This is a genomic window from Bellilinea sp. (assembly GCF_053501535.1).
The window spans coordinates 54,375-65,899 of the sequence record NZ_JBRCOK010000069.1 but is presented as its reverse complement, the minus strand read 5'-3'; the positions used below and the strand labels follow the sequence as shown (position 1 = coordinate 65,899).

Sequence of the window (11,525 nt, the reverse complement as noted above, 5' to 3'; positions counted from 1 at the left end):
TCCCCCAATATCGCGTTGGCGATATTGGGGGAGGTGCAGAAGGGGGCAAAAGCACTAAAAAGTGGATTATTCCGAACGATCATCTGTCAACGCCCGCCAGCTGCGGTTTGACCGTTTTTGACTTTGAGAAAGCCGTGTGGCGGGCGAGGGGATTCATTTACAGAATGATAACACTGGGGGGATTGGAATGGGATGAATGTGGCTTATAATAAAACTTGGAGAATCATCTGTTTCAAAAGGAGAGGATAAAATGCTCAGTCAACGTTTACTCGATGAAATGAACACTCAAATCAAGCTGGAGCTGTATTCCGGCTATCTGTATCTGGCGATGTCGGCTCATTTTGACGAAGCCAATTGGGGCGGTTTTGCCAAATGGCTGAAACTGCAAGCCAAAGAGGAACAGGAGCACGCGCTCAAGTTCTACGAATACATCCATGACCGCAACGGCAAAGTGACTTTGCAGGCGATTGACGCGCCACCGAGCCAGTTTGGCACGCCGGTGGAAATTTTTGAAGAAGTGCTGCGCCATGAGCAGTCGGTTACGGCGCGCATTAATCTGCTGTACAGCATTGCAGTAGAGGATAAGGATTATGCCAGCCAGGAATTCCTTAACTGGTTCGTCAAGGAGCAGGTGGAAGAGGAAAAGAACGCCACCATGGTGTTGGACTGGCTGAAAGCGGCTGGCGACTCGATCAATGCCATGTTCCAGATCAACGCCATGCTGGGTCAGCGTGAAGACGAGGAAGAGGACTGATCGCCATGGAAGGCAACGACCCAAATGCGCCGATTTCGACACAATCGGCTGCCCCAGCCAAACCAAGAAACACACTCTTGACCGTTGTGCTGATTGTTTTAGCGGTGATTGTGTGTATTTGTCTGGCGGTTGTGGTCGTGCTGTCCTTGCTCGGTCCGGCGGTAGGCAATGTATTCTCCAATATCATTCTGACCGTGGAGCCGGTACCATAACTTTCCTATAAGTTGAACGAAGAATCAATCACGGCGGTAATTTACCGCCGTGATTGATGTTTACTTTCATTACGAATGACTTGCTATCTGAAGTTGTTTTTAGTAAAATATATGATAAATATCATCTAAATTGGAGGAAAATATGGCCGAATATGCTTATCCGGAATTTCTGGTTGAAACCGAGTGGGTTGCCCAGCACCTGAATGATCCGGCGGTGCGAATTGTTGAGTCCAATGAGGATGCCCTGCTCTACGATACCGGTCATATCCCCGGTGCGGTTCGGGTGGACTGGTTCACCACCCTGCAGCATCCTGTGCGGCGCGACTTCCTGACAAAGGAAGAATTTGAAGCTTTGTGTTCCTCGCTGGGAATTTCCAACGATACCACGGTGGTGTTTTATGGGGATAAAAGCAACTGGTTTGCCGTTTACGCCTTCTGGCTGTTTGAATATTATGGACATGAAAAACGCAAGGTGATGAACGGCGGGCGCGCCCGTTGGGTTGCGGAAAATCGTCCCTTGACCACCGAAGTGCCTTCCTACCCGCCGACCCAGTACCGCGCCAAAGAGCCGGATGCCAGTATCCGCGCTTTCCGCGATGACGTGATGCGCCACATTCAAACCGGTTTGCCCCTGGTGGATGTGCGTTCTCCCAAAGAATACACGGGCGAATTGATTCACATGCCCGGATACCCGCAGGAAGGCGCTCAGCGCGGCGGCCACATCCCCGGCGCGGTCAATATCCCGTGGGCGCAGGCGGTGGATGAGGATGGACGTTTTAAATCCCCCGAAGCGCTGCGTGAGCTGTACCAGAGCCGCGGCGTCACGCCGGATAAAGACATCATTGCTTACTGCCGGATTGGTGAGCGTTCCTCTCACACCTGGTTTGTGCTGAAATACCTGTTGGGCTACCCCAAAGTGCGCAATTATGACGGCTCATGGACGGAGTGGGGTAATCTGGTCGGTGCGCCGATTGAAAAAGGCGAAGGGGGCGCAGCGTGAGTGGGCAATTACCTCCGCGGCTGGCAGAAATTGTCAGCGATTTTGCCGAATGTGAGGGGCGGGAGAAACTGGAGCTGCTGCTGGATTATGCGCGGCGCTTCCCGCCCCTGCCCGCGGATTTCGACGCGGAATCGGATGCAGAAGATGTGCCGGAGTGTATGACTCCGGTGCGCATGAGCGCCAGACTGGTCAACGGTCGGTTGAGCTTCACTTTTGATGTGCCGGCCGAATCCCCGACCGTGCGCGGCTATGCCATGGTGATCATGGAAGGGTTGAATGAAACAACGCCGGAGGAAATTTTAGCCATTCCGGCCGAATTTTATCTGCAAATGGGGCTGCAGGACGTGCTGACCGCCCAGCGCTTGAACGGTATGGCGGCGATTCTGGCACATGTCAAGCGCCGCGCTGCCGAAGCGCTGGAAAAGGCCGACTAGATCACGCCCAGTTTTTTGCCGACTTTTGCAAAAGCTGCCAGTCCCTGATCCAGGTCATCACGGCTGTGTGAGGCAGAAATCATCACCCGGATGCGGGCTTTGCCGCGCGGCACGGTGGGGAAGCCGATTGCCATGGCAAACACATTCTCCTCAAACAGTTCGCGGCTGAATTGCTGGGCTAACGGCGCTTCACCCAGCATGATCGGCGTAATGGGGGTGACGCTTTTGCCGGTATCGAAGCCCATCCGTTTCATTTCGGCCTTGAAGTAGCGCGCGTTTTCCCACAGCCGGTCCACCAGATCGGTAGATTCTTCCAGTAAATCCACGGCGGCAATAGCAGCAGCTACGTCCGGCGGGGTTACGGCAGAGGAAAACAGGAACGGACGTCCGCGTTGGCGCAGCCATTCCACGATGAGCGGGTCTCCGGCTACCACACCGCCAACCACCCCAAAAGCTTTGGAAAGTGTGCCGACTTCCACATCCACTTTGCCGTGCAGGTTGAAGTGGTCCACGATGCCGCGTCCGCCTTTGCCCATCACACCTTCGCCGTGAGCATCGTCCACCATCAGCATAACTCCATATTTGCTGGTGACCTGGTAAATCTGATCCAGCGGAGCAATATCACCGTCCATGCTGAACACGCCGTCGGTGATTGCCAGTGCGCGGCGGTACTTGCCCTGATTTTCTAGGATCACCCGTTCCAGATCGGCCGGGTCACAATGGGCGTAGCGGATAATCGGCGCACCGGAAAGCCGGCAGCCGTCAATGATGCTGGCATGGTTCAATTCATCCGAGAATATGATATCCTCTTTGCCGACCAGCGCCGGTATGGTGGCCAGATTGGCCGTAAAGCCGGATTGGAAAGTGATTGCGGCGGGCACTTTTTTGAATTCAGCCAATCTTCTTTCCAGTTCGAGGTGGATTTCCATGGTACCGGCGATGGTGCGCACCGCTGCCGGGCCAACACCGTAGCGGTCTAATATCTGGCGGGCTGCTTCGACCAGACGTGGATGGTTGGCCAGTCCCAGGTAATTGTTGGAGCAGAAGTTGAGCACCTTTTTTCCATCCACGATCAACCATGCTCCCTGGGGTGACCCAATGGTACGGATACGGTTATATAGACCGCTTTCCTTGAGACCTTCGATCTCTTGCTGGATCCAGGCTAAACGTTCGATCATTGCCACCTCTTTTTTTGAGAATTGGGGATTGAGAAGCGGGGTGTAACTTGATTTCATTATACCCCTTCTGTTTCATCTGCTCCAAGATACCCCAGCCGCGCCAGTTCAGCCAGGATGGCATTTCTGGCAGAGCGGCGAATCATCACCACAGAGGGGGAAATTTCTTCCAGAATGTGGCGGCTAACGCGGCTTTTCCGCAGGGCAGCCAGAATGGCGGGGTTTTCCACCCGCAGCAACAGGACCTGCTGTAAGCGCACCTGAACGCCGTACTGTTCCCAGCGTTCAATGGCCTGAAGCAGGGCCGGTGGTAAGGGAGGCTGGGCGGTCTTGCGCAGCAAATGGAGCAGGTGAACGCTGCGCAACCCCTGCTGGCGGGCAAGCGCCAGTGAGCGGGCGGTGATCTGGTAAACATAGACTTCGTCGCGCGGTGGCAGCCATTCACAAAACCGCGCCAGTTGATAACGCAGGCTGCGCGGGGCGCTCCGTTCAATGTGCAGAATGCCCTCGCTGCTGATGCGGATGACACCGTTTTCCGGATTGGCAAGGGATGGCGGTTTACCAGTGAGCAGATCACCCGCCCACACCGAAAAACGAAAGGCGAGCGGCGGCGAGCTGCTGTCACGGCTGGCCAGATCCATGATGCCCAGCCAGTGCAGTGGTGCGGTTATCAGATAGTGCAATAAAGCGCCGTCCACCTCCTCCCAGCACTCAAAGCCGCGCAGGTACTGGTTATCGGACGCGCGGCGGATAAACCACGAATCGTAATCCCCCGCCGGGCGTTGAAAATCCGGCTGTTCCTGTTTTACCGCCGCAATGAAGGCGTTCAAATCCCACCAGACCTCAGCCGGTAATTGACGCAGCAGGTTTAATACGCGGTTGCGGGTTTGCAGAGGGTCGTTGCGCCACTCTCCTTCAAAAATTAACGCGGGCAGCATACGCAAATCATCACAGGTGGTGGAATTGAGCCAGGCTGTTGCCAGTTGAAGCAGAGCCTTCGGGCGCTCGGCTTCCAGAAAAGCGCGCACCTGTTCCGGGCGGGGTTGACCTTGCTCATCCACAAAGTTGGCGGCTTCGAGCAATGCGCGCAGATTGCGCAACGGCAGGCTGAGGTGTCCGACAAGGCGGGATTCATCCATTTCCATGCGCAGGGCGGCCAGCAGCGTGCAGGCATCATCCAGAATTCGATCGGTTGCCGGCAGGATGTGGTCATAATCCTGTGGCGAGGCGGCCTGCCCCAAAACAGGCGGGAGCGGTTCAACCGGTACTGCCAGAAGGGTGGCGAGGTCATCCGGAATATAGGCAAATTCCTGCGGTTCAGGTGGCTGATTGAGAAAGGCTTTGCCGATCAGGGCACGGTACCAGAGCATTTCAGCCGGTGAGATTGGATTGAGATCGGGTCTTTCACGGTCGCGGCGGGCGATTCCCAGACTTCGCACCTCACCGTATTTACGGCTGAAAACCGACCACGGCAGCCTTCCCTGATGAGCCAGCAAGTCCAGCAGGGCGCGGTGGGCGCCTTCCGGCAGGCTGGCGACAATTTCCTCCAGCAGCGGGCGGTCAAGCATGGCTTGAATCAGTTGCGGGATTGCTGAGCGGACGTCGTGGGCGGTGAGTTCCAAACCCCACAGGCCGGCAACCATTTTCAAGAAACCGAGATCGTGACCTTGCAGGGTGTGAGTTAATTCAGGCATGGTTTGGGGATTTATCCGGTAGAGGGAATGTTCATTCGTATAGCCGATGGTATGGCTTCGACACGAATCTGGCGAATGGTCGAATCCAGGCCGGCGTAAATTTCACCGTCAGTATGGATGTAAAGGGGATGATCCGAAACCAGTTCCAGCTTCTGAAAGCGGCCCTGACAGGCGTATGGCAACCGCTGATGGGTACCCTGCATCACAAATGGAATGGTGTATAACATTTGCAAGCGTGAGATGCGGCGAATGCCCAGATAGTCCAGTTTTCCGTCCTGGGGGCTGGCCTGCGGGGCAACCCAGAAAGCGCCGCCTTCCCGCCGGCCGTTGCACAGCACCAGCATCAATAGGTGAGCCTGCCATCTTTTACCGTCCTGGACGGCTTGTAAACCGAGCGGCGTGTGATTGAAAAGAATGGTTTGCAGGGCCGATAAGAAGTAAATCAAAAAGCCGCGCACCCAACGAATGCTGCGCGAGCGGATGTTGACCACGGCATCAAAACCGATTCCCAGGGTGTTAGTCCAATACTCGCCGTGTCCGCGGTCATCTTCGATGCGGGCAATATCCACATTGCCTACCGAACCGTCCAGCGCCAGTTTGAGGGCGTCAACCGGGTCGGCGGGAATTTTCAGACTTCCGGCTAAGTCATTGCCTGAACCGACCGGTATGATCCCAATGATCGGGCGCTGTTCCGGCGGCAGGTGCATGACTCCGTTGACGACCTCGTGGACGGTACCATCGCCGCCCATGGCAATCAACTTACGGCAGCCCTGTTCGGCAATCTGGCGCGCCAGTTGCACGGCATGGCGCGGATAAGACGTAAATACCCACTCCACCTGAGGTGAGGGTGGGGCAATTTGTTGAAGGCGGCTGGCAACCGCCGCGGCTTTGCTCTGATTGGCATGAGGGTTGCATAGAATCACAATTTCAGAGGTCATGCTTTACCCGCTAAACGTTTTGGAGATGATGCCGTTGATTATACCCAATTCACCCAACGATATTGTAAGGTAAACCGCCATTCTCAACGCCGTGAATGCGTTGTGAATGGACGGACATTTGTTATAATTCTTTCAGACCTTCTCGTTTTCCGAGGCTGCACATGGCATTACGGGGCAATCTGCGCGATTTTTCCATCACTCAACTGCTCAATCTGATCAATCTGGCTCGCAAAACAGGTACTCTGGTGATCGAAGGTACCAGTGAAGTTGCGCAGATTACTTTTCGCGAAGGTAAACTGGCTTATGCCCAAATTGGCAGTGAGGAAAACGATCTGGCGGCCATCTTGCAGCGCAGCCGTAAAATCACCCCCAATCAGGCTCGGGTTATTCGCGAGCGAACGCGTAAGATGAGCGACAAGGAAGTGGGACTCTTGTTGATCAATGCCGGTTATCTGACCCAGAAGGACATTCTGGAAAGCCTGCAAGGTTACTGCGTGGATGTCGTCCGCCGGTTGTTTACGTGGGTGGAGGGATCCTTCAACTTCAATCCCGATCAGTTGACCCCCGATGGAAAAATACCGGTGCGCATTGATCTGGAAAACCTGATCATCGAAGGTTCACGGCAGCTGCGCGAGTGGGAGCAGTTACAGGAAGAGATTCCCAGTCTGGACATGGCGCTCAAATTTACCGAACGCCCCGGCAGCAACATTCGCAACCTGAACCTGAGTCTGGAAGAGTGGCGAGTGGTGCGCTATGTCAATCCTAAGAATACCATCCGGCAGATTGGGCACGCCACCAAGATGAACGATCTGGAAATTCGACGGGTGGTATACGCCCTGCTGCAAGCCGGCCTGGTTGAAATTGTGCGCCCGGGCGGTGTGCCGGTGGGCGGTATGGTGCGTCCGTTTCAGACCACCAACAAACAAGAGCAGGTTTCACTGCTCAACCGTTTAATCAACAAGATTCGCTCGATCTAAACCCTGTTTCCTAAGGAAGCACGATGCAGACAGTCAAAATCGTAGTTACCGGGCCGTTCAATGCAGGCAAGACCGAATTCATCCAATCCGTCAGCGAGATTGATGTGGTTTCGACGGAACGCAAAATCACTTCAGCGGCTGAAAAGGTGAAGGAAAATACGACCGTCGCGCTGGATTTTGGTCGGATTACCGTGGATGATGATCTGGTGTTGTATCTGTTTGGTACGCCGGGACAAAAACGTTTCGATTTTATGTGGGAAATCCTTTCGGAAGGTATGCTGGGTTTTGTGGTGATGGTGGACAGTACCCGTCCGGAGACTTTCCGCGAGGCGCGCACCATTTTAGAAACCTTCCGGGCTTACGCGCCCACCCCCTACGTAGTGGCGGCTAATAAACAGGATTGCAAAGACGCCTGGGACATTGACGACATGCGGCTGGCCCTGCGCCTTGACCCGAAAGTGAAACTGCTTTCGTGTGTGGCAAAGGACAAAGAAAATGTCAAAAAAGTGCTGTTGGAGCTGCTCTACAGCATTCTGGAAGAGATGGGGGAAGGCAATTCGTGAGTAACAGGGGGCAATGAAGCGGCGTGTCATCCATAACAACGGATCAGGGAATTCTCCATTATGAGGTGTATGGCCGGGGCAAGCCGGTCATTTTACTGCATGGCTGGCTGGGGTCGTGGGGGTTGTGGCAGGAGACGATGACCTATTTGGGGCAGTATTACCGCACCTACGCGCTGGATTTTTGGGGTTTCGGCGAATCGGGCAAAAAACTGGACACTTATGAGGTCGGTGAGTTTGTTGCGCTGGTGGACCAGTTCATGGAGAAACTGGGAATTATCCGCGCACCGCTGGTAGGCCACAGCATGGGCGGTACGGTCAGCCTTTCGGTTGCGCTGCGCTATCCTCAGCGGGTTGAAAAGGTGGTGATCATCGGCTCGCCGGTGGTCGGTTCTTCTCTGGCGCTGCCGCTCAAACTGGCCGGCTGGCGGGTGGTGGCATTCTTTTTGTTCCGTCTGTTCCCGGTTTTCCGCGCCGCCATGCGGGTTGCTTCGCCCACCATTTGCCGCGACCCGCGCTTTCCGGATATGATGGATCGCGACCTCTCGCGCACGACGCTCGAATCCTTCCTGACCAGCATTGCCTCCCTGCGCCGCACCAACCTGAGTAATGAGATTCACCGCATTCAAGTGCCGGTGATGGGGATGTTTGGCGACCGGGATAACATCGTCAACCCCAACCAGTGGAAAGCGCTGCAAAATGGTTTGCCCAATTCTCGCATTGAACGTTATCCCAATGCCGGTCATTTCATCATGCTGGATGAACCGCGCACCTTCATGCTGACTTTAAAGGAATTTCTGGACAGTCCTTTACCCGATTCCTCACCATGAAATCAACTCCGACTTTCAAGTACTCCCCCGCTTTGAACCAGCAAATACTGGAAGGTTTGACCGAAATTCTCGGTGAAACCCGCTTTGAAAATTTGATGGCTTCTCTGCCGGTTGAGCAGTCACCTTTGGGGTTGGAAAATTTGGGGGATGCGCTGGGGGCTGCATACGGCAGCCAATCTGCGGCGGGAATTCTGGTGCGGGCTGGCAGGGCGGCATTTTCGCGCATCCTCACCCAATTCTCTGCCGAATTGGGATTTGAAGATCTGGATTTCCGCCTGCTTGCGCCGCGCCGTAAAATGTACACGGCTTTGACAAAGCTGGCAGACTGGCTCAGCCGCAACGGGGCGGGTGAGTTTGAGGTGCGAGTCGAACAGGGCTGCTGGCAGTGGCGCCACCGCACTGGCTTTGAAGTGCAGGGGGAATCAAACGTGGAATTGGTTTGTGCATTCCTGCTGGGGATGCTGCAGGAGTTGACCTACTGGGTGAGCAGCGGGCGCGTTCACCTGATTCGCGAAAAACCCAACCCAAACGGCTGTCTTTTGGAAATCGAGCAGAAACCGCTGGATTGAGAGGGACGGATGCTGAAGATCATTTTACAGTGTCCCCGTTATTTGGAGCCTTTCAACGAGCGCGCAAGGGATTTGAGAATTGTGAATAAACCACTCTGGCTGCAGCAGCGCGATGTGCTGGCGTCCTACACCACCCGCGAACTGGAGCTGCCCCCCGAAGCCCGCCTGCCGCAAACCCGCGAAGCCTGCATCGTTTACCGGGATAATTTGTTTTTCGACGAAGGGTTTATGCAGGCCTTCATGCAGGAAGCCCTGCGCCGCCCTTACCCCTCGCGGGCAGCCTTATCCATTCATGATCCTGCTTTCCGTGAACATTGTTTGCCGCTTTCCACTTCCTACACGCCGGCAGGGGATATTTATCTGGTGGATTTGTGGTATTACCCGCACGGCCCCGAGCCGAGCGCCGAGCCGTTGGTGGTGGACTTGCAGGCGCGTGAAATTGGCTATTACCATGTTCCCACCTACATGGCGAGTGAATCGGGTGATCTGGTCTATCAGGTGCCGCTGCGCAGCCTGATAGCCATTGACTCGTGGGTGCATATTTTTATTGCCGATACCGTGTTTGGCTTGTTTGGACGCGGGGCGCGCTTTGAAGACCGTTTGAATCGCGATCCCTTCTTCAAACTGGGTATTCTGGCGGCAGCCCTGTACGAAGGCAAGCAAGTGCTGGAATGTTCCAAACTGGTGCGGGTAGGACGCAATTGCTCCATTGATCCGACTGCGGTCATTCATGGGCCGACCACGATTGGGGATAATGTGACCATCGGCGCAGGGGCAGTGATCGAAAACTGCATCATCGGCGATAATGTCAACGTTTCGCAGGGTTGTCAGCTCATGCTTTCGGTGGTGGGGGACGGTACATTTTTGCCCTTCCGCGCTTCGTTGTTTATGACCACCATCATGGACAACAGCATGGTGGCACAAAATACCTGTCTGCAAATGTGCGTGATTGGTCGCAACACCTTCATTGGGGCGGGTTCAACCTTCACGGACTATAACCTGATTCCATCTCCCATTCGGGCGCGGGATGCGTTTGGTCAACTGCAGCCATCCAACCGCCCGGTGCTGGGTGGATGTGTGGGACACAACTGCCGCATTGGGGCCGGCATGATCGTCTATCCGGCGCGCATGATCGAATCGGATGTGATTCTGTTCGCCTCGAAAGAGCGGCGGGTGATTGACCGGGACATCCGCTATGAAGACAGCGATCATCACCGTTTGAAAGACGCTCATCTGCACCCGCGCCTTTACCCGCGTCCGGGTGAGGCGGGCAGCGAAAGCTGGTAAGCCGTCTTTCCATCCTTACAACTTCCTAACCGGCCCGCCTTTGGGTGGGGTTTTTTGTTGCCAGAAATGGCGGTTTTGCGTAAGATTAAGTGTTGTATCCGTTTTCCACCGTCTGGTTCCCCGGCTGGGCGGAATGGGTCGTACAGGATACGCCGGGGGAAAGCCCATGCCTGATTTTTCTGAGGGAGGCACCCATGAGTAAAGCCCGCCTGTTGATTGTGGAAGATGATGTAGATATTTCCAATATGCTGCGCATTTATTTTTCATCGCAGGGATACGATGTGGACATTGCCCCGCGCGGGTCGGATGCGCTGGAAAAGACCCGTCAGGTGATGCCGCATCTGCTGATTCTGGACATTATGCTGCCGGATATTGACGGCTACGAAGTCTGCCGGGTTTTGCGCACCAACACGCGCACCAGTCATATTCCGGTGCTGTTCCTGACCCAAAAAGATGAGCGCAGCGATAAACTTAAGGGTCTGGAACTGGGAGCGGATGATTATATTACCAAACCGTTTGATATTGAGGAATTGAAACTGCGCGTTCAGAATGCGCTGGCGCGTTCGGAACGGGAAAGCCTGACCGACCCGCAAACCGGTCTGCCTTCCGGGCGGCTGATTGAAGATCAACTGCGTAAACTGATTCGCCAGAATGACTGGGCTTTTCTGGATATTCGCATCAACCACTTTGAGCCTTTCAAGGATGTGTACGGCTTCATTGCCGGAAATGATGTGCTGCGTTTTACCGCCATGCTGCTGGGCGAAGTGGTGGATGAACTGGGCACACAAAATGACTTTATCGGCCATGTGGGCGGTGATAATTTTGTGGTTTCCACCACCGCTCAGGCCGGGGCAGCCATAAAATCCCGCCTCAAAGAACGTTTTAAGGAAGAAGTACTTTCTCATTATAACTTTCTAGACCGTCAGCAGGGGTTTGTCCTTGCGCCCGGCAAGGACGGCGAGATGACCCCAACGCCGTTTATGACGCTGGCAATTGGGCTGGTTTCTCCCCTTACACACCAGTTTGCTGATATTCGTGAAATCACCGAGATTGCCGCCGAAGAGCGCCGCCGCGATTCAATTTAATTTTTGCTTG

At 54.8% G+C, this 11,525-nt stretch carries 14 protein-coding genes; 11 read left to right on the top strand and 3 right to left on the bottom strand.

All coding sequences use genetic code 11. The features are described from left to right. The 5 genes from ACWIZX_RS07690 to ACWIZX_RS07670 all read left to right on the top strand — a co-directional run. A partial coding sequence (locus ACWIZX_RS07690; protein ID WP_448335350.1) for a hypothetical protein occupies nucleotides 1-209 on the top strand: 209 nt, incomplete at its 5' end. A gap of 41 nt (nucleotides 210-250) precedes the next feature. Further along, nucleotides 251-754 (top strand): ferritin, encoded by a 504-nt coding sequence (locus ACWIZX_RS07685; RefSeq protein ID WP_322794245.1) that lies wholly within the window; start codon nucleotides 251-253, stop codon nucleotides 752-754. A gap of 5 nt (nucleotides 755-759) precedes the next feature. Beyond that, entirely contained in the window at nucleotides 760-966 is a 207-nt protein-coding gene (locus tag ACWIZX_RS07680) for a hypothetical protein (protein WP_448335349.1), read from the top strand. Nucleotides 967-1,108: 142 nt separating this feature from the next. Further along, nucleotides 1,109-1,966: a sulfurtransferase gene (locus tag ACWIZX_RS07675; protein ID WP_322794247.1), complete on the top strand. Its 858-nt coding sequence runs from the start codon at nucleotides 1,109-1,111 to the stop codon at nucleotides 1,964-1,966. Next, a complete protein-coding gene (locus ACWIZX_RS07670) occupies nucleotides 1,963-2,400 on the top strand; it encodes a SufE family protein (protein WP_322794248.1) in 438 nt (145 codons plus the stop codon). Before ACWIZX_RS07675 ends, ACWIZX_RS07670 begins: the two co-directional genes overlap by 4 nt. Here ACWIZX_RS07670 and ACWIZX_RS07665 read toward each other — a convergent pair. The 3 genes from ACWIZX_RS07665 to ACWIZX_RS07655 are packed head-to-tail and all read right to left on the bottom strand — an operon-like array spanning nucleotide 2,397 to nucleotide 6,207. Further along, nucleotides 2,397-3,578: a glycine C-acetyltransferase gene (locus ACWIZX_RS07665; RefSeq protein ID WP_448335348.1), complete on the bottom strand. Its 1,182-nt coding sequence runs from the start codon at nucleotides 3,576-3,578 to the stop codon at nucleotides 2,397-2,399. The genes ACWIZX_RS07670 and ACWIZX_RS07665 overlap by 4 nt on opposite strands. Nucleotides 3,579-3,634: 56 nt before the next feature. Then, complete coding sequence (locus tag ACWIZX_RS07660; protein ID WP_448335347.1) at nucleotides 3,635-5,269, bottom strand: helicase-associated domain-containing protein; 1,635 nt, start codon at nucleotides 5,267-5,269, stop codon at nucleotides 3,635-3,637. Nucleotides 5,270-5,280: 11 nt separating this feature from the next. Continuing rightward, on the bottom strand, nucleotides 5,281-6,207 hold the full coding sequence (locus ACWIZX_RS07655; protein ID WP_448335346.1) for a diacylglycerol/lipid kinase family protein: 927 nt from the start codon (nucleotides 6,205-6,207) through the stop codon (nucleotides 5,281-5,283). A 161-nt stretch (nucleotides 6,208-6,368) separates the two neighbouring features. On the opposite strand from ACWIZX_RS07655, the gene ACWIZX_RS07650 reads away from it, so the two are divergent. From ACWIZX_RS07650 to ACWIZX_RS07625, 6 genes are all read left to right on the top strand, one after another. Next, nucleotides 6,369-7,184, top strand: coding sequence for a DUF4388 domain-containing protein (locus tag ACWIZX_RS07650; RefSeq protein ID WP_322794288.1), 816 nt, complete (start codon nucleotides 6,369-6,371; stop codon nucleotides 7,182-7,184). A gap of 23 nt (nucleotides 7,185-7,207) precedes the next feature. Beyond that, nucleotides 7,208-7,747, top strand: a complete 540-nt coding sequence (locus tag ACWIZX_RS07645) for a GTP-binding protein (protein WP_322794287.1) — start codon at nucleotides 7,208-7,210, stop codon at nucleotides 7,745-7,747. A gap of 23 nt (nucleotides 7,748-7,770) precedes the next feature. Continuing rightward, entirely contained in the window at nucleotides 7,771-8,574 is an 804-nt protein-coding gene (locus tag ACWIZX_RS07640) for an alpha/beta fold hydrolase (RefSeq protein ID WP_448335345.1), read from the top strand. Next, nucleotides 8,571-9,143 carry a hypothetical protein gene (locus ACWIZX_RS07635; RefSeq protein WP_448335344.1) on the top strand — a complete coding sequence of 191 codons (573 nt, stop codon included), beginning with the start codon at nucleotides 8,571-8,573 and terminating at the stop codon, nucleotides 9,141-9,143. Before ACWIZX_RS07640 ends, ACWIZX_RS07635 begins: the two co-directional genes overlap by 4 nt. A 9-nt stretch (nucleotides 9,144-9,152) precedes the next feature. Further along, nucleotides 9,153-10,430 carry a multidrug transporter gene (locus ACWIZX_RS07630; RefSeq protein ID WP_448335343.1) on the top strand — a complete coding sequence of 426 codons (1,278 nt, stop codon included), beginning with the start codon at nucleotides 9,153-9,155 and terminating at the stop codon, nucleotides 10,428-10,430. A gap of 194 nt (nucleotides 10,431-10,624) precedes the next feature. Further along, a complete protein-coding gene (locus ACWIZX_RS07625) occupies nucleotides 10,625-11,515 on the top strand; it encodes a GGDEF domain-containing response regulator (RefSeq protein WP_448335342.1) in 891 nt (296 codons plus the stop codon). Nucleotides 11,516-11,525 lie beyond the last annotated feature (10 nt).

Excerpts from the sequence above, each read along its gene's own strand:
- ACWIZX_RS07685 (WP_322794245.1), top strand. The coding sequence starts at position 251 with ATGCTCAGTCAACGTTTACTCGATGAAATGAACACTCAAATCAAGCTG.
- ACWIZX_RS07635 (WP_448335344.1), top strand. The coding sequence starts at position 8,571 with ATGAAATCAACTCCGACTTTCAAGTACTCCCCCGCTTTGAACCAGCAA.
- ACWIZX_RS07655 (WP_448335346.1), bottom strand. The coding sequence starts at position 6,207 with ATGACCTCTGAAATTGTGATTCTATGCAACCCTCATGCCAATCAGAGC.
- ACWIZX_RS07660 (WP_448335347.1), bottom strand. The coding sequence starts at position 5,269 with ATGCCTGAATTAACTCACACCCTGCAAGGTCACGATCTCGGTTTCTTG.
- ACWIZX_RS07665 (WP_448335348.1), bottom strand. The coding sequence starts at position 3,578 with ATGATCGAACGTTTAGCCTGGATCCAGCAAGAGATCGAAGGTCTCAAG.
- ACWIZX_RS07645 (WP_322794287.1), top strand. The coding sequence starts at position 7,208 with ATGCAGACAGTCAAAATCGTAGTTACCGGGCCGTTCAATGCAGGCAAG.
- ACWIZX_RS07675 (WP_322794247.1), top strand. The coding sequence starts at position 1,109 with ATGGCCGAATATGCTTATCCGGAATTTCTGGTTGAAACCGAGTGGGTT.
- ACWIZX_RS07625 (WP_448335342.1), top strand. The coding sequence starts at position 10,625 with ATGAGTAAAGCCCGCCTGTTGATTGTGGAAGATGATGTAGATATTTCC.
- ACWIZX_RS07630 (WP_448335343.1), top strand. The coding sequence starts at position 9,153 with ATGCTGAAGATCATTTTACAGTGTCCCCGTTATTTGGAGCCTTTCAAC.
- ACWIZX_RS07680 (WP_448335349.1), top strand. The coding sequence starts at position 760 with ATGGAAGGCAACGACCCAAATGCGCCGATTTCGACACAATCGGCTGCC.
- ACWIZX_RS07650 (WP_322794288.1), top strand. The coding sequence starts at position 6,369 with ATGGCATTACGGGGCAATCTGCGCGATTTTTCCATCACTCAACTGCTC.